This window comes from Spirabiliibacterium pneumoniae, assembly GCF_014884995.1.
Lineage (GTDB): Bacteria > Pseudomonadota > Gammaproteobacteria > Enterobacterales > Pasteurellaceae > Spirabiliibacterium > Spirabiliibacterium pneumoniae.
In genome coordinates this window covers 177,422-192,970 of record NZ_JABMII010000006.1, presented here as the reverse complement: position 1 = coordinate 192,970, position 15,549 = coordinate 177,422, and the positions used below count along the sequence as shown (strand labels likewise).

At 42.3% G+C, this 15,549-nt stretch carries 15 protein-coding genes; 10 read left to right on the top strand and 5 right to left on the bottom strand.

The window, feature by feature from the left end; genetic code table 11:
* The first annotated feature begins 35 nt into the window (after nucleotides 1–35).
* From rng to HPC38_RS06025, 3 genes are all read left to right on the top strand, one after another.
* Entirely contained in the window at nucleotides 36–1,514 is a 1,479-nt protein-coding gene (gene rng / locus HPC38_RS06035) for a ribonuclease G (protein WP_208120383.1), read from the top strand.
* 21 nt (nucleotides 1,515–1,535) lie between these two features.
* Nucleotides 1,536–2,981, top strand: coding sequence for a metalloprotease TldD (gene tldD, locus HPC38_RS06030; RefSeq protein WP_208120382.1), 1,446 nt, complete (start codon nucleotides 1,536–1,538; stop codon nucleotides 2,979–2,981).
* A gap of 88 nt (nucleotides 2,982–3,069) precedes the next feature.
* The gene (locus tag HPC38_RS06025; RefSeq protein ID WP_328805246.1) at nucleotides 3,070–4,281 is read left to right on the top strand and encodes an aspartate aminotransferase family protein; all 1,212 of its coding nucleotides are present in this window, start codon (nucleotides 3,070–3,072) and stop codon (nucleotides 4,279–4,281) included.
* Here the strand turns inward: HPC38_RS06025 and lsrK are convergent.
* Together lsrK and lsrR are read right to left on the bottom strand one after the other, a co-directional pair.
* Complete coding sequence (gene lsrK, locus HPC38_RS06020; protein ID WP_208120380.1) at nucleotides 4,278–5,849, bottom strand: autoinducer-2 kinase; 1,572 nt, start codon at nucleotides 5,847–5,849, stop codon at nucleotides 4,278–4,280. The genes HPC38_RS06025 and lsrK overlap by 4 nt on opposite strands.
* A gap of 29 nt (nucleotides 5,850–5,878) precedes the next feature.
* A complete protein-coding gene (gene lsrR, locus HPC38_RS06015) occupies nucleotides 5,879–6,841 on the bottom strand; it encodes a transcriptional regulator LsrR (RefSeq protein ID WP_208120379.1) in 963 nt (320 codons plus the stop codon).
* Between the two features lie 238 nt (nucleotides 6,842–7,079).
* On the opposite strand from lsrR, the gene lsrA reads away from it, so the two are divergent.
* From lsrA to HPC38_RS05980, 7 genes are read left to right on the top strand one after another with little or no spacing between them, the layout of a single operon-like run.
* Nucleotides 7,080–8,591, top strand: coding sequence for an autoinducer 2 ABC transporter ATP-binding protein LsrA (lsrA, locus tag HPC38_RS06010; RefSeq protein ID WP_208120378.1), 1,512 nt, complete (start codon nucleotides 7,080–7,082; stop codon nucleotides 8,589–8,591).
* A 1-nt stretch (nucleotide 8,592) separates the two neighbouring features.
* Complete coding sequence (gene lsrC / locus HPC38_RS06005) at nucleotides 8,593–9,573, top strand: autoinducer 2 ABC transporter permease LsrC (protein ID WP_208120377.1); 981 nt, start codon at nucleotides 8,593–8,595, stop codon at nucleotides 9,571–9,573.
* Between the two features lie 21 nt (nucleotides 9,574–9,594).
* Nucleotides 9,595–10,584, top strand: a complete 990-nt coding sequence (gene lsrD / locus HPC38_RS06000; protein ID WP_208120376.1) for an autoinducer 2 ABC transporter permease LsrD — start codon at nucleotides 9,595–9,597, stop codon at nucleotides 10,582–10,584.
* Nucleotides 10,585–10,610: 26 nt separating this feature from the next.
* Nucleotides 10,611–11,636: an autoinducer 2 ABC transporter substrate-binding protein LsrB gene (gene lsrB, locus HPC38_RS05995; protein ID WP_208120375.1), complete on the top strand. Its 1,026-nt coding sequence runs from the start codon at nucleotides 10,611–10,613 to the stop codon at nucleotides 11,634–11,636.
* A gap of 17 nt (nucleotides 11,637–11,653) precedes the next feature.
* A complete protein-coding gene (gene lsrF, locus HPC38_RS05990; RefSeq protein ID WP_208120374.1) occupies nucleotides 11,654–12,532 on the top strand; it encodes a 3-hydroxy-5-phosphonooxypentane-2,4-dione thiolase in 879 nt (292 codons plus the stop codon).
* A 60-nt stretch (nucleotides 12,533–12,592) separates the two neighbouring features.
* Complete coding sequence (lsrG, locus tag HPC38_RS05985) at nucleotides 12,593–12,898, top strand: (4S)-4-hydroxy-5-phosphonooxypentane-2,3-dione isomerase (protein WP_208120373.1); 306 nt, start codon at nucleotides 12,593–12,595, stop codon at nucleotides 12,896–12,898.
* Nucleotides 12,895–13,596 carry a beta/alpha barrel domain-containing protein gene (locus tag HPC38_RS05980; protein ID WP_208120372.1) on the top strand — a complete coding sequence of 234 codons (702 nt, stop codon included), beginning with the start codon at nucleotides 12,895–12,897 and terminating at the stop codon, nucleotides 13,594–13,596. The genes lsrG and HPC38_RS05980 overlap by 4 nt, the downstream gene beginning before the upstream one ends.
* Before the next feature lie 29 nt (nucleotides 13,597–13,625).
* Here the strand turns inward: HPC38_RS05980 and HPC38_RS05975 are convergent, their stop codons facing one another.
* The 3 genes from HPC38_RS05975 to lspA all read right to left on the bottom strand — a co-directional run bounded on the left by HPC38_RS05975 (nucleotide 13,626) and on the right by lspA (nucleotide 15,537).
* Nucleotides 13,626–13,979 (bottom strand): ComEA family DNA-binding protein, encoded by a 354-nt coding sequence (locus tag HPC38_RS05975; protein ID WP_208120371.1) that lies wholly within the window; start codon nucleotides 13,977–13,979, stop codon nucleotides 13,626–13,628.
* Between the two features lie 116 nt (nucleotides 13,980–14,095).
* The gene (gene ispH / locus HPC38_RS05970; protein ID WP_208120370.1) at nucleotides 14,096–15,040 is read right to left on the bottom strand and encodes a 4-hydroxy-3-methylbut-2-enyl diphosphate reductase; all 945 of its coding nucleotides are present in this window, start codon (nucleotides 15,038–15,040) and stop codon (nucleotides 14,096–14,098) included.
* Complete coding sequence (gene lspA / locus HPC38_RS05965) at nucleotides 15,037–15,537, bottom strand: signal peptidase II (protein WP_208120369.1); 501 nt, start codon at nucleotides 15,535–15,537, stop codon at nucleotides 15,037–15,039. Before lspA ends, ispH begins: the two co-directional genes overlap by 4 nt.
* Nucleotides 15,538–15,549: the final 12 nt, after the last annotated feature.

Genomic DNA, 15,549 nt, shown 5'->3' with positions numbered 1-15,549 from the left:
TTAGAATAATATCATTGAAATTATTAGGAAATACTATGAGCTCAAGTGTTGAATTGTTAGTCAATGTCACCCCAAATGAAACGCGTATTGCGCTGTTAGATACGGGCGTGCTCAAAGAAGTGCATATTGAGCGTGAGGCCAAGCGCGGCATTGTTGGCAACATCTACAAAGGGCGCGTGATGCGCGTGCTGCCTGGCATGCAGTCGGCATTTGTGGATATTGGGTTAGATAAAGCGGCTTTTTTGCACGCCTCGGATATTGTCTCCCACACAGAATGCGTTGATGAATGCGAAAAGCAACAATTTGTGGTCAAAGATATCAGCGAGCTGGTGCGTGAGGGGCAAGACATTGTGGTGCAAGTGGTCAAAGACCCGCTAGGCACCAAAGGCGCGCGGTTGACCACCGACATCACGTTGCCGTCACGTTATTTAGTGTTTATGCCTGAAAATAGCCATGTGGGCGTATCGCAACGCATTGAAAGTGAAGGCGAGCGCCAGCGCTTAAAAGATTTAGTCAGTGGCTATTGTGATGAACTCGGCGGTTTTATTGTGCGCACTGCCGCAGAAGGGTGCTCGGAAGAGGAAATCAAGCAAGATGCGCAGTTTCTCAAGCGGTTGTGGCGCAAGGTGATGGAGCGCAAAGGGCGTTATCCAACACGTTCGATGCTTTACGGTGAGCTGGCATTGGCGCAGCGCGTGTTACGGGATTTTGTTGGCACACCGCTGGATCTGATTCGTATCGACTCCAAATTGACCCATCAAGATGTGAAAACGTTCACTGAAGAGTTTATGCCCGAATTAACCGAGCGAGTCAGCCTTTACACGGGCAGCCCACCGTTGTTTGATCTCTATGGCGTGGAAGAGGCAATCGGGCGTGCGCTGGATAAGCGGGTCAACCTGAAATCGGGTGGCTATTTGATTATTGAGCAAACCGAAGCGATGACCACCATTGACATCAATACAGGCGCTTTCGTTGGGCATCGCAATTTGGAAGAAACGATTTTTAATACTAATATTGAAGCTACGCAAACCATTGCTCAGCAATTACAATTACGCAATCTTGGCGGTATTATTATCATTGATTTTATTGATATGCAAAGTGAAGAACACCGTACACGCGTATTGCAATCGCTGAGCGAGGCGCTGTCGAAAGACAGGGTGAAAACCACTGTGAATGGATTCACTCAGCTTGGGCTGGTGGAAATGACGCGTAAGCGCACCCGCGAAAGCTTAGAGCGTGTATTATGCCAAGAATGCCCAGCATGCCATGGGCGTGGCATGGCAAAAACGGTGGAAACCATCAGTTATGAAATCGTGCGTGAGATTGTGCGCATTCACCATCAATACGATTGTGAGCAATTTTTAGTCTATGCTTCGCGTGCGGTGGCAGAGTATTTAATCAACGAAGAAGCACACGGCATTTTAGCCGAATTAGAAGTGTTTATCGGCAAGCAAGTACAGATAAAAACGGAAGTTTTTTATCATCAAGAACAATTTGATGTGGTTATGATCTAACCGCACTTTAAGGAATGAATTATGTTACCACAAGTGAGTAACGCGTTATTAGGCCCTGAAAATTTAACCTTTGATGATCTCGGCAACGTATTGGATCAATACAGTGATCGCGCAATCGATTACGCTGATCTCTTTTTTCAAAGCAGTAAAAATGAAAACTGGGTGCTCGAAGACAGCATTATCAAAGAAGGCGGCTTTTACATTGACTGTGGCGTTGGCGTGCGCGCTATCAGTGGCGAGAAAACGGCCTTTGCCTATGCTGATCAGATTAATTTTGCGCAGCTCAATCAGTGCGTGCAAGCCACCAAAGGCATCGTGCAGGCGCAAGGTAGCCTAAAGTGCGGTTTGCAGCTCAAAGGCGTGTACGCACCGCAGCGTTATACACACCTTGACCCACTGGAAAGTTTAAAACGTGAAGAAAAAATCGCGCTGTTGCATCTGATAGATCAAACAGCACGGGCAGAAGATCCGCGGGTGGTGCGGGTTTCGGCGAGCATTAACGCACTTTATGAAGAAGTGTTGGTGGCCGCGACCGACGGCACATTGGCGGCAGACATCCGCCCATTGGTGCGGTTGTCAATTTCGGTGCTGGTGGAGCAAGATGGCAAGCGAGAAAGTGGCAGCGCAGGCGCAGGTGGGCGTTTTTCATTGCAATGGTTTATGCAGGACTATCAAGGCGTAAGTCGTGCGGTGTGGTTCACGAAAGAAGCTGTGCGTCAAGCGTTGGTTAAACTGAGCGCTGTGAGTGCGCCCGCTGGCATGATGCCTGTGATTTTAGGCGCTGGCTGGCCAGGTGTGTTATTGCATGAGGCGGTTGGACACGGGCTGGAAGGAGATTTTAATCGTAAAAAATCGTCGTTTTTCACCGATCGCATCGGTGAGCTGGTGACCTCTCCTTTGTGTACTATCGTGGACGACGGCACGATAGCCGACCGTCGTGGCTCGCTGACGATTGATGACGAAGGCGTGCCAAGCCAACGTAATGTGCTGATTAAAGATGGCGTACTGCAAGGATATATGCAAGACAAAATGAACGCGCGCTTAATGGGCATGCAGCCAACAGGCAATGGGCGGCGGGAGTCTTATGCACATTTGCCGATGCCTCGTATGACGAATACTTATATGCTTGCAGGTGAAAGCACACTAGAGGATATGATTGCCAGCGTGGATTATGGCATTTACGCACCGCACTTTGGCGGCGGGCAAGTGGATATTACCTCAGGCAAATTTGTGTTCTCGGCCTCTGAAGCATATTTAATCGAAAAAGGCAAGCTAGGCAAGCCGATTATTGGCGCAACCTTGATTGGCTCAGGCATTGAAGCCATGCAGCAAATTTCCATGGTGGGTGATGAAAGCGAACTCGATCCAGGCATTGGTGTGTGTGGTAAAGAGGGGCAAAGCGTGCCTGTTGGCGTTGGGCAGCCTGCGCTGAAAATTGATCACATCACTGTGGGTGGTACATCATAATAATTGACAATAAATTCTATTTTGTTGCATAATTATTCAAAAGTGCGGTGTTGTCCGCACTTTGCATATCATTCAATATTAAGGACAAATTATGCAACTGACACGCGATCTCTTTGATAAAGTTTTAATGCAAAATTATGCACCCGCACAATTTATTCCTGTGCGTGGGCAAGGCGCTCGCGTGTGGGATCAGGCTGGTAAAGAGTATATTGACTTCACCAGTGGCATCGCCGTCAATGCTCTTGGTCACTGCCACCTCGAGGTAGTGTCGGTGCTGCAAGCGCAAAGCCAAACGTTGTGGCATTCAAGCAATTGGTTTACCAATGAACCTGCGCTCGCATTGGCGTCAAAATTAGCCGATTTAACCTTCGCTGACCGCACTTTTTTCTGTAATTCAGGCGCGGAGGCAAATGAAGCTGCCCTGAAACTGGCACGCCGTTATGCCGTGGATCGTTTTGGTGCGCATAAAACGAAAATCATCGCCTTTAAACAAAGTTTTCACGGGCGAACACTGTTTACGGTTAGCGTTGGCGGGCAGCCAAAATATTCGGATGGTTTTGGGCCAAAGCCAGCAGACATTGTGCATGTGCCATATAATGATCTTAACGCGGTGAAAGCCGTGATTGACGATCACACTTGCGCCATTATTGTTGAGCCGATTTTAGGTGAGGGCGGGGTGATTCCAGCCGAACCGCACTTTTTACACGGGCTGCGTGAGGTCTGTGATCAATATAACGCACTGTTAATTTTTGACGAAGTGCAAACGGGCGTGGGGCGCACAGGCAAACTTTATGCCTACATGCACACTGATATTGAGCCTGACATTCTCACCACCGCCAAAGCGCTGGGCAATGGTTTCCCAATTGGCGCCATGCTTGCACGCGATCACATTGCGAAAAGTTTTACTCTAGGCGTACACGGCACCACTTTTGGCGGCAACCCTCTAGCGTGTGCAGTGGCGAACAAAGTGCTTGATTTGATTAGCCAACCGCACTTTTTAATACAAGTAAGCACTCGCTCACAACAATTATTTACCGCGCTGGAACGCCTGAATCAAAAAGTGCGGTTATTCCGCCAAATCCGCGGTCAGGGGCTGCTGCTAGGCTGCGAATTAGATACACTTTATCACGGCAAAGCCGCAGAATTTAACGCACTTGCCAACCAGCACGGCTTAATGCTCCTGCTCGCAGGCCCCAATGTCATCCGCCTCGCCCCTTCACTAAACATCACCGATGACGAATTCTCCCAAGGCCTAGCACGCTTTGAAAAAACAGTTGAGGTGTTTGTTCAACGTGCCTAAACGCCAGGGGCTTTCCATAACGATTCAGTTAGTCCATGATTGACTAGGGCTAGCTGAGCAGAATAGACTTTTTCCCATTTCTGCATGTGGCCTTGGTATAAGCGGTTGTGCTCTGGATTGGGATAGTAGGTACGTTCAATTTTGACTAGTTGTTCACCTGCTTGCTGCATTGAAGCATATAAACCAATGCCGACTCCAGCGGCAATGGCGCAGCCTAAGGCCGTTGCTTCTTTAACGACAGGGACATGGATAATAAGCCCTGTTACGTCGGCAAGGATTTGTGACCATAGCGTTCCTTTTGACCCACCGCCAGCGAAGATGATGGAAGATAATTTGATGCCTGAGAATTGCTCAACTTGTCTTAAATTATAAGCTGATACAATGGCGGCATTTTCTTCTAATGCCCTGAAAAGTACGGCTTTGTTACATTTTTCAGGTGATATAGACAAATTGATGAATGAAGGGGCAGCGTGATACCAGTTGGCATAGTGCATTGCGTCAGAAAAGATAGGTATGACATCATTTGAACCGACAGGGACGAGTTGTGCTTGCGATTCTAATAAACTATAAGCGTCTACGCCTTCCTTTTCTGCTTGGACGATTTCTTCATGGCAGAACACATCTCTAAACCAGCGCATCGTTAGTCCTGTAAAGAAACTGATCGATTCGGCTTGAACCAGTGGTGGAATAACATGAGGATTAATTCTCACATTCATATTAGGATCGGTTTTTGCATTTGGTAAATTAACAACTTGTTGCCAAAATGTGCCTCCGATAATCGCCGCTTGGGTGGGCGCTGTTACACCTAAGCCGACGCAACCTAACTGAACATCTCCTCCGCCCACAATAACAGGCGTATTAATAGCCAGCCCAGTTTGGTGTGTAATATTCTCGGTAACATAACCCAGTCGTTCACCCGTTTCTTTCACGGGTGGTAGCAAGTTAGGATTTAGCCCAACATTTTCGAGTAATGTTGTATCCCACTGTCTCGTTTCAAGATTAATTAATCCTGTTGTGCCCGCGTTGGAAGGTTCTACTGAAATTTCACCTGTGAGCATAAAGCCAAGCCAATCACTCAGCATTGTCATAAACTGTGCTTTTTTATAGATACTAGGCTGATTTTCTTTTAACCATAGTAATCTTGGCACTGCACTTAGTGATAACGTTTGCCCAGAGCTGTTATACATTGTTTTTTCGTAGTCATCATCACGATTTTTTAACCGCTTAACTTCCTTTATTGCCCTTGCATCAACATTACCACAAGCCCAAATAGGTGCTTTGTTTGAATCATATAATACAATTGCTTCACGCATAGAGCAGGTAGATATTGCTTTGATATCAGAGGGCTGGATCTGAGATTTTTTGATAGCTTGAGCGATACACGAAATGGCAAGTTGCCAGTTCTTCTCTAAATTAAAATTCATTGATCCTGGAATATTAGGATCAGTTTGGTGAGTCCATTCTTGTTGTGCGGTTGCAATTTGATTACCTTGAAGATCAAATATGACAGCACGAACACTACCTGTGCCAGCGTCTAATGCCATTAAGTATTGATTTTGACTAGCCATAGGAACTCCCTCGAACAAGTTGAATTAATCTAGATGTGTTTGGCGAGTAGTCTTTTTGCAGTATTTTCTTCGGTAACAAGAGAATTTATATATTTGCCTTTCAGTGCGCTGTATATAGCATCAACTTTGTTTTCTCCGCCTGCGATGCCGACTACATTAGTAATTTGTTTTAGCTTATCAAGTGATACACTAATTAATTCATCATGAAGCGATACATTATCTTTAATTCGTCCATCTGCCTGCATAAAGTATCCAAGAATGTCCCCAATAGCACCTTCTTGACGAAGTTGTTGCTGACTTTCTTCAGTAATATAGCCTGAGCGTAGCAGTGTTGCTTGACCTTTTTGTAACGTTGCACCAATACCGACGATGGCAACATTAGCAGAACTGGCTGCAAGCATGATATTTTTAATTGAATCTTCTTTTTTAAAGAAATTTGCCGCTTCTCGCGATGATACTCTAAGAGGAGCAGGGATAATGCTGACATTACAATTACTACTCAGCTGTCCAATTCCCTTCATATAGGGGCCCACACCACCAGAGAGAGTAATAAGTTTAATATTATTATGAGTGATAAACTCATTACTGTGTTTGATGGTTTCCATGATGGTTTCACCAAAGCCAATGGCTAACAAGTCATTTGGCATCATAAGTGTACCTAGTAACTGTGATGCTGCGATACCGAGGCGAGCATTGATTTCATGCGACTCTAAGGCAGGAATGACTCGAATATGTTTTAGATGAAATGTCCGCTTTAGAGCCTCTTCTAATTCTAGACAACCCGTAAAACGAGAGCGGATTTCAACCTTAATCAAACCAATTTGACGCGCTTTCTCTAATAGTCTCGAAACTTTCAGCCTAGGGATATTGAGTAACTTTCCAATTTCATTTTGTGTAAGATTGTCATGGTAATAAAACCAACCAATCCTCGCTAAAAGCTCTTCCTCACAATCTGAGCTAAAAGTAAATTTGTTACTATCCAGATCATTCATTTTGATGTCCTCTGCTTTATGTGTTTAGCATAATCATATGATAATTATTTTACCAATTGTTCTTTCTAAAAAAAGTGAATTTTGTGATTTAGTTCAAAAAATGGCTTTTTTAGTCTATAAAAATAATTAAAAAAAATATTTTTAAGAATTTTGTGATTTCAATCACAGAATAAAATGAATTTTATGATATATTTTTGAACATATGAATTTTTAAAATATTTTTGTTCAATGGTGGTATATGGCTAATACAGTTGAACCAACAGCACTTCTCAAAGTACAGGGTGTGAGTAAATCGTTTTCCAGCGTCAGTGTATTAAAAAATATCGATTTTACGCTGCTGGCTGGAAGAGTACATGCGTTACTTGGTGGTAATGGTGCAGGAAAATCGACATTGATGAAAATTATCGCAGGTGTTGAACTACCTGATAGTGGTGAAATTAGGATTCATGATGTCGTGCAAGATCATTTAACACCACATAAAGCTCATACATTAGGTATCTATTTGGTTCCACAAGAGCCTTTATTGTTTCCGAATTTAAGCGTACAAGAAAATATTCTGTTTGGGCTTGCTCAGCATAGGGATAACATCAAAAAGTTAGAAAAATTATTAGGTGATTTAAATTGTCATTTATCGTTAGACAGCCAAGCAGGTTTACTTGAGGTGGCTGATCAACAGCTTGTTGAAATTATGCGTGGGTTGATGAGAGATGCAAAAATTCTCATCTTAGACGAACCTACTGCATCGTTAACGCCCGTAGAAACAGAAAATTTATTTAAACAGATTCAGAAGCTCTTATCAAAAGGGGTTGGAATAGTTTTTATTTCCCACAAGTTGCCAGAAGTTTATCGAATTGCTGATGAGATTAGTGTGATGAGAGATGGTTATATCGCTCTACATGGTAACACTCCTGATTTGAATAGAGATGATGTTATTGATGCTATAACGCCAGGTTCTAAAAATGCAAAATTAAGTGATTCACAAAAGTTATGGCTAGAGTTACCAGGACACCATCGTATAAAAGATAAATCCAAGCCTGTATTAACGCTCAAGAATTTGCGTGGTGAAGGCTTTAAGCAAATTGATTTGGAGATTTTCCCTGGTGAGATTTTGGGATTAGCTGGTGTAGTGGGAGCGGGGCGAACAGAACTTGCCGAAACCATCTATGGACTTCGTCAGGCAAGACAAGGAGAGATTCTATTTCTTGATCAGATAATCAATAAGCTATCTATTCGTGAACGGTTGGATCAAGGTATTGTTTATTTGCCTGAGGATAGGCAAGCCTCAGGACTCTATTTAGATGCTCCGCTATCTTGGAATACGAATGGATTGACATATAGCAAAATGGGATTGTTGATCAATAGCGCTAAAGAAAATGCTATTTTTGAGCGTTATCAACGTGCTATCGGGATTAAGTTTAATAGTCCTGAGCAGAGCGTTCGTACGCTTTCAGGTGGCAATCAGCAAAAGATATTAATTGCAAAATGTTTAGAGGCTAACCCTGCCTTGTTAATTGTTGATGAGCCTACCCGTGGCGTTGATGTAGGCGCAAGAGCAGACATTTATCAATTAATAAAAAATATTGCGAAACAGAGTGTTGCTGTTTTGTTTATTTCTTCCGATTTAGAAGAAATAGAATTGATGTCTGATAGGGTTATTGTCATGCACGATGGAGAAATAAGTCCTTCATTAATAGGGGAACAAATATCTTCAGAACGTATCATGCAAATGGCATTTAGTGGAGAGCAGTAATATGTGGAAATTTATTCAAAAAAATAGAGAGTTAACCATCTTTTTCGCCATTATGCTGATGTTTATATTGTTATTCCTATCGGCAGGGAATAGCTTTAGTTTACAAACAATTACCATGATTTTTAGTTCTTCACAAATAGTGATTTTATTAGCCATTGGTGCGACGTTTGTAATATTAACCCGTAACATTGATGTTTCTGTCGGCTCTATTATGGGGTTAAGTGCGGTTATTATGGGGAGCCTGCTCAATACAGGTTACGGATTTTTCATCGCCCTAATTGGAACTGTTGGCATTGGATTATTAGCAGGGTTGTTCAATGGTGTTTTAGTGACTAACTTACGGATTCCCGCAATTGTAGCTACTTTGGGTACATTGGGCTTATACCGAGGTATTATGCTTCTCATTACTGGCGGAAAATGGATTGAAGGACTTCCTCAATCACTAAAATCATTATCTGAGCCATATATTATGAATATTTCTATTATTGGTATTTTTATTATTTTAATGATTGGAGTGAGCTATTTCTTTTTATCTAAGATACGATTAGGTAGACAGTTTTATGCGGTAGGGGATAACTTACAAGGTGCTTTACAACTGGGTGTGCATATCAATTATATTCGGATTTCTGCCTTTATGATTAACGGATTAATGGCCTCTTTAGCAGGTATTGTATTTGCATCTCAAATTGGATTTGTACCTAACTCAACAGGGAATGGTTTAGAGATGAAAGCGATAGCAGCTTGTGTATTAGGTGGTATAAGTCTGCTTGGTGGGTCGGGTAATATTTTAGGTGCTATTCTTGGTGCATATTTTTTAATACAAATAGATACTGTCCTAGTGCTTTTGAAGGTGCCTGCATACTGGAATAACTTTATTGCTGGAATCGTGTTGCTAGCGGTACTAGTGTTTGATGGACGTATCCGAGTGATGATTGAAAAAAGTATTAAAACACAAAAATATCTTCGCTTTTTAAAAGATTAAAGTGCGGTCATGAGGTGAAAAATGCGTGTTATTAAAAAATATTCTTGGGAAATGACTCTGCTGTGTTTACTCGTTATTGAAATAATAGGGTTTGGTGCGTTTAACCCTAGAATGCTAGATATGAATGTGTTGCTTTATAGTACAAGTGATTTTATCTATATAGGCATGCTTGCGCTACCTTTAACGCTTATTATTGTCAGTGGTGGAATTGATATTTCATTTGGCTCAACGGTGGGATTATGTGCAATATTTTTAGGTGTATTGTACAAATTAGATGTTCCTCTCATGATTGCTATACCGCTTACGTTTATATTGGGTGCATTTTGTGGATTATTAAATGCACTGTTGATTATTTATACCAAAGTCAATCCTTTAGTGATCACGCTGGGAACAATGTATCTATATGGAGGTGGCGCACTATTGATGTCGGGCTTTGCAGGGGCGACAGGTTATGAAGGCATTGGTGGATTTCCAGATTCTTTACTTGAGTTCGCCAATCAAACCCTATGGATTATCCCTATGCCTATCATTTATTTTGCTATCATGACCGCACTTTTTTGGTTGTTGATGCACAAGACAACAATTGGTCGAAATACATTTTTAATTGGGCAAAGTGAGCGTACCGCCCGTTATAGTGCTGTACCTGTCAATAAAACGTTATTTATTATCTATTGTGCTTTGGGTATTGTTGCCGCTTTTGTTGGTATTTTATTAGTATCCTATTTCGGTTCAGCTCGCTCTGATCTTGGCAGTTCATTATTAATGCCAGTGATTACTGCTGTGGTGCTGGGTGGGGCTAATATTTATGGTGGTGCAGGCTCTGTTATTGGAACGGCGATTGCTGCAATTTTAATAGGTTATTTACAACAAGGGTTACAAATGGTGGGTGTACCCAATGAAATATCAAGCGCTTTATCGGGTGCACTATTGATCATTGTATTGATTGGCAAATCATTGAGTTTATATTCAGGCTCAATATACGCTTGGTTTAGTCGTAAATGTTCACATTAAGCATTTTACACATAAGGAGAAAGATCATGAAAAAGCCATTCTTTAAAACAACCGCTTTGGCCGTTGCGTTAGGATTAGGAGTAACACTAAGCACAGTGGCATCAGCTAAAGACAGGATTGCATTTATTCCTAAACTTGTAGGCGTAGGTTATTTCACGAGCGGCGGACAAGGCGCCCAAGCAATGGGAAAAGAACTTGGTGTCGATGTTACCTATGATGGACCGACTGAGCCTAGCGTGTCAAACCAAGTTCAGCTAATTAATAACTTTGTAAATCAAGGATATAACGCTATTGTTGTTGCTGCAGTATCACCCGATGGATTATGTTCGACGCTCAAAAGAGCAATGAAGCGAGGTGTCAAAGTCTTAACATGGGATTCTGATACAAATCCTGAATGTCGAAGCTATTATATCGATCAAGGCACACCAACGCAGTTGGGGGCAATGTTGGTTGATATGGCATCATCACAAATTAGCAAGCCAAAAGCTAAAGTGGCATTCTTTTACTCTAGCCCAACGGTGACGGATCAGAACCAATGGGTTAAAGTTGCAAAAGATAAAATTCAAAAAGAGCATCCTGAATGGGAAATTGTTACAACACAATTTGGCTATAATGATGCGATTAAATCCTTGCAGACAGCAGAAGGTATTTTAAAGGCTTATCCCGACTTAGATGCGGTTATTGCACCTGATGCTAATGCATTGCCAGCTGCTGCCCAAGCAGCAGAAAATTTAAAACGTCAAGGCGTTGTTATTGTTGGCTTTAGCACACCAAATGTGATGAGACCTTATGTGAAACGTGGCACAGTAAAACAATTTGGGTTATGGGACGTTGTTAAGCAAGGTAAGTTATCTGTTGCGATTGCAAATGATATGCTTAAAGGTAAAGCATTCAAAATCGGCGACAAAGTCAATGTGCCTAATGTTGGTGAGGTGGAAATTTCACCTAATAGCGTGCAAGGCTATAGTTATGAGGCTGATGATAATGGTGTAATTGTTTTACCTGAGCGTGTTGTTTTCACTAAAGATAATATTGATGACTACAATTTTTAACAAGATGGAGAGAGTAAATGGCTGATTTAGACGACATTCGTGATGGTAAAGATTTTGGTTTAGATACACCTCAAAAAAATGATACTTTCTACATGAAGGGATTAGGCGCATTAGACTGGGGTATGCAATCACGATTAGCAAATATTTTTAATCCAAAATCGGGTAAGACCGTGATGTTAGCTTTTGATCACGGTTATTTTCAAGGACCAACAACGGGCCTAGAGCGAATTGATCTCAATATTGCTCCATTATTTGAATACACAGATGTATTGATGTGTACAAGAGGAATTCTACGCAGTATTGTTCCATCCAAAACAAGGAAACCTGTAGTACTAAGAGCGTCTGGAGCAAATTCAATTTTAACAGAGTTGTCCAATGAAGCGGTTGCTGTTGGTGTTGAAGATGCGTTGAGATTGAATGTATCTGCAATGGCTGCTCAAGTCTATATTGGGTCTGAATATGAGCACCAATCAATCAAAAATATCATTAAGTTGATTGATGATGGTATGCGTTTTGGTATGCCAACAATGGCCGTGACAGGCGTTGGTAAGGATATGGCGCGAGATCAACGCTATTTTTCACTTGCAACTCGCATTGCTGCTGAAATGGGTGCGCATGTCATTAAAACTTATTTCGTTGAGCAAGGGTTTGAACGTGTTACGGCAGGATGTCCAGTACCTATTGTGATTGCAGGCGGCAAAAAGCTTCCAGAAAAAGAAGCTTTAGAAATGTGTTATAAAGCAATTGATCAAGGTGCCGCGGGCGTTGATATGGGACGTAATATTTTCCAATCGGACGCACCAATTGCTATGCTTAAAGCTGTGAATGCTGTTGTACATGACAATGAAACAGCAGAAAAAGCTTATCAACTCTATTTAGAGTTGAAATCTAATTAATTATCTATGGAGATAATAGTTTCTATTTATTATCTCCATTTTTTAACGGAGATAAAATCTATGTTTGCAATGTTAGTGGAAATTAATATTAAAGAGGGAAAAGAAGAAGAGTTTTTAGAGGTTTTTTCTCGAAATCATTATGGAACACGTAATGAAAAGGGTAATGTACGTTTTGATGTGCTGAGAGACCCAGATGTTCCAACTCGGTTTTATGCTTATGAAGTCTATCAAAACGAACAAGCTTTAGAGGCACACCGCACAACAGAGCATTATAAACGCTGCATAAAAGAACTTGAGCCACTTATGTCTAAGCCAAGAAGCAAAAAAATCTTCAATTGGTTTCTACCTAAGCTGGATGAACTATGATGAATAAATCTGATTTTGTTCAAAAAATAAAGACTGAAAAAATCAGTGCTGGTATTATTTCTTCAGATTGGCTGTGTTTTGAAGAAAATTTGTCATTATTAAAGCAGTTTAATATAAATCTTTTACATTTTGATATAGCCGATGGCAGTTTTTCATCCCTATTTACCGTAGGCCCCATGGCGGTATCAAAGTTTCCTAGTAGCTGTTTTAAAGACGTGCATTTATTGACAAATAACCAGTATGAAATTGAATTAATAACCCAATGTATAAAATCAGGTGCAAATGTTATCACATTGCAATTAGAAGCGTCTGGCAATATACTGAAATCACTACAATGGTTATCTCAGCAATATTTGCCAGAACAGCAGGTTTTATCAGGACTCAGTTTATGCCCTGAAACACCACTTGAAAAGTTACAAGATTATTTGCAGTATGTTGATGTTATTCAATTGTTGACATTCGATCCTAGAACAGGTGATAAAGCATCAATTGATTATACAGTTGAACGAATTAAACAGCTGCATAAACTCCTTAGCGATGAGCGTGAACGCAAAATTATTAGCATAGATGGCTCCATGACATTAGACATGGCAAAAGTATTTTGTCAGTACGACATTGATTGGATTGTAAGTGGCAGTGCATTGTTTGGTGGTGCTAATCTTTCACAAACGCTTACACACTGGAGTGAAATCCCATAGCGGCAAAACTTGCCGCTATGGGAGTAGCATCAAAGTGCCAATAGCTGGCGGTTTTTATCCACGGTGGCTTTGCCGATGCCTTTGACATCTTCAAGTTGGTCGATGCTGATGAAGTTGCCGTTTTGTTCGCGGTATTCCACAATGGCTTGGGCTTTTTTTGCGCCAATGCCTGAGAGCATTTGTTGCAACTCGTCTGCTGTTGCGCTGTTGAGGTGAACTTTTTGGCTCTCTGATTTTTCTACCTTTGAGGTATCGGCTTGCACTTCGTTTTGTTGAGTAGCTGGTGTTTGTGCAGCTTTATCTTTTGCGTAGGCACTTGAGATAAATGCACTTGAGCATAATAAGCAAAGTGCGGTGAGTAAGGGCGTTATTTTCTTGAACATAGCGTTTCCTTTTATTTTAAACAAAAATGACGTCAGTTATCTGACGCCATTAGTGTGTGAAAAATAAAAGAAAATTTCGAGCAGCGGTGTGAATGACTGCGATCGTGATCGTAAAATTAATTGATCTCTTTCACGCGCAACTCTTTCGGCACTTCAAAAACGGTATTTTCTTCGCAGCCTTCTAAGTCTAACACCTCGCTTGCGCCCAGCGCTTGCAAGCGGCTCACAACGGACTGAACCAGCACCTCAGGGGCGGATGCACCTGCGGTAATCCCAATGGTATTAATCCCTTCGAGCCATTTAGGATTGATGTCGGCAGCATCATCGATCAATTTTGACGGCACGCCCATGCGCGAGGCAAGCTCGGCTAGGCGATTGGAATTTGAGGAATTTTTAGAGCCCACCACAATCACTAAATCTGACTGTTTCGCCAGCTCTGCCACGGCATTTTGGCGATTGGTGGTGGCATAACAAATATCGTTTTTGCGCGGGCCTTGAATGCTAGGGAATTGATTTTTCAGTTCATCAATGATGCCGCTGGTGTCGTTGATCGATAATGTGGTTTGGGTCATAAAGGTTAAATTGTCATCATTGTTCACGGGCAATTTCGCGACATCGTCAATCGATTCCACCAAATAGATGCCGCCTTCGGGGTTGTCGTATTGCCCCATGGTGCCCTCCACCTCGGGGTGGCCTTGGTGGCCAATCAAGATGGCTTTGGTGCCTTTGCGACTGGCGCGCGCCACTTGCATATGCACTTTGGTTACCAGCGGGCAGGTGGCGTCGAATACTTTTAAGTTGCGTTTTTTGGCCTCTTGGCGAACCTGTTGCGAAACACCGTGAGCCGAGAAAATCACAATCGCGCCATCTGGCACTTCGTCAAGCTCTTCCACAAAGACAGCGCCGCGCTGTTTCAAGCCTTCAACTACAAAACGGTTGTGTACCACTTCATGGCGGACATAAATCGGCGGCTTGTGAATTTCAAGGGCAAGCTCCACAATGCTGATAGCGCGGTCAACGCCCGCGCAAAATCCACGTGGGTTGGCAAGTAGAATTTTCATGCAGCTCCTTGTTTGCTTTTCGGCTCGGGGTGTTTGAAGTGATCTAAAATCAACATCGCCGCACCTAAGGTGACGGCAATATCTGCTACATTGAACACAGGGTAGTGATAAATATCCCAGTACGCGTCAAAAAAATCCACCACAAAACCATGGTAGCTGCGATCGATCATATTGCCCAACGCGCCGCCGATAATGCTGGCATACCCACAATTAGCTAAAGTGCGGTTGGCGGGCGTGCGAGCGAGCCAATAGATTAAAATAGCGGAGATGACTAGCGCAATGGCGATGAAAAAATATTTCTGCCAGCCGCTATGATCTGCCAAAAAGCTAAATGCCGCGCCGTAATTGCGCACATAGGTCAGGTTGAACACAGGCAACAGTTGCACGCTTTCATGTAGTTCAAATGTGCGCGTGACGAGGTATTTTGAGCCAAGATCGAGGGCGATAACAAGCGCACTTAGCCAAAGATAGATCAGTCCATTTTTTGTTTTTGTCATAAGCGTCTCCAA

Bases quoted from the DNA above. Each gene is read 5' to 3' on its own strand.
- HPC38_RS05980 (WP_208120372.1), top strand. From the start codon at position 12,895: ATGATGAATAAATCTGATTTTGTTCAAAAAATAAAGACTGAAAAAATC.
- lsrD (WP_208120376.1), top strand. From the start codon at position 9,595: ATGCGTGTTATTAAAAAATATTCTTGGGAAATGACTCTGCTGTGTTTA.
- lsrF (WP_208120374.1), top strand. From the start codon at position 11,654: ATGGCTGATTTAGACGACATTCGTGATGGTAAAGATTTTGGTTTAGAT.
- rng (WP_208120383.1), top strand. From the start codon at position 36: ATGAGCTCAAGTGTTGAATTGTTAGTCAATGTCACCCCAAATGAAACG.
- lsrG (WP_208120373.1), top strand. From the start codon at position 12,593: ATGTTTGCAATGTTAGTGGAAATTAATATTAAAGAGGGAAAAGAAGAA.
- lsrB (WP_208120375.1), top strand. From the start codon at position 10,611: ATGAAAAAGCCATTCTTTAAAACAACCGCTTTGGCCGTTGCGTTAGGA.
- tldD (WP_208120382.1), top strand. From the start codon at position 1,536: ATGTTACCACAAGTGAGTAACGCGTTATTAGGCCCTGAAAATTTAACC.
- ispH (WP_208120370.1), bottom strand. From the start codon at position 15,040: ATGAAAATTCTACTTGCCAACCCACGTGGATTTTGCGCGGGCGTTGAC.
- lsrK (WP_208120380.1), bottom strand. From the start codon at position 5,849: ATGGCTAGTCAAAATCAATACTTAATGGCATTAGACGCTGGCACAGGT.
- lsrC (WP_208120377.1), top strand. From the start codon at position 8,593: ATGTGGAAATTTATTCAAAAAAATAGAGAGTTAACCATCTTTTTCGCC.
- lsrR (WP_208120379.1), bottom strand. From the start codon at position 6,841: ATGAATGATCTGGATAGTAACAAATTTACTTTTAGCTCAGATTGTGAG.
- lspA (WP_208120369.1), bottom strand. From the start codon at position 15,537: ATGACAAAAACAAAAAATGGACTGATCTATCTTTGGCTAAGTGCGCTT.
- lsrA (WP_208120378.1), top strand. From the start codon at position 7,080: ATGGCTAATACAGTTGAACCAACAGCACTTCTCAAAGTACAGGGTGTG.
- HPC38_RS05975 (WP_208120371.1), bottom strand. From the start codon at position 13,979: ATGTTCAAGAAAATAACGCCCTTACTCACCGCACTTTGCTTATTATGC.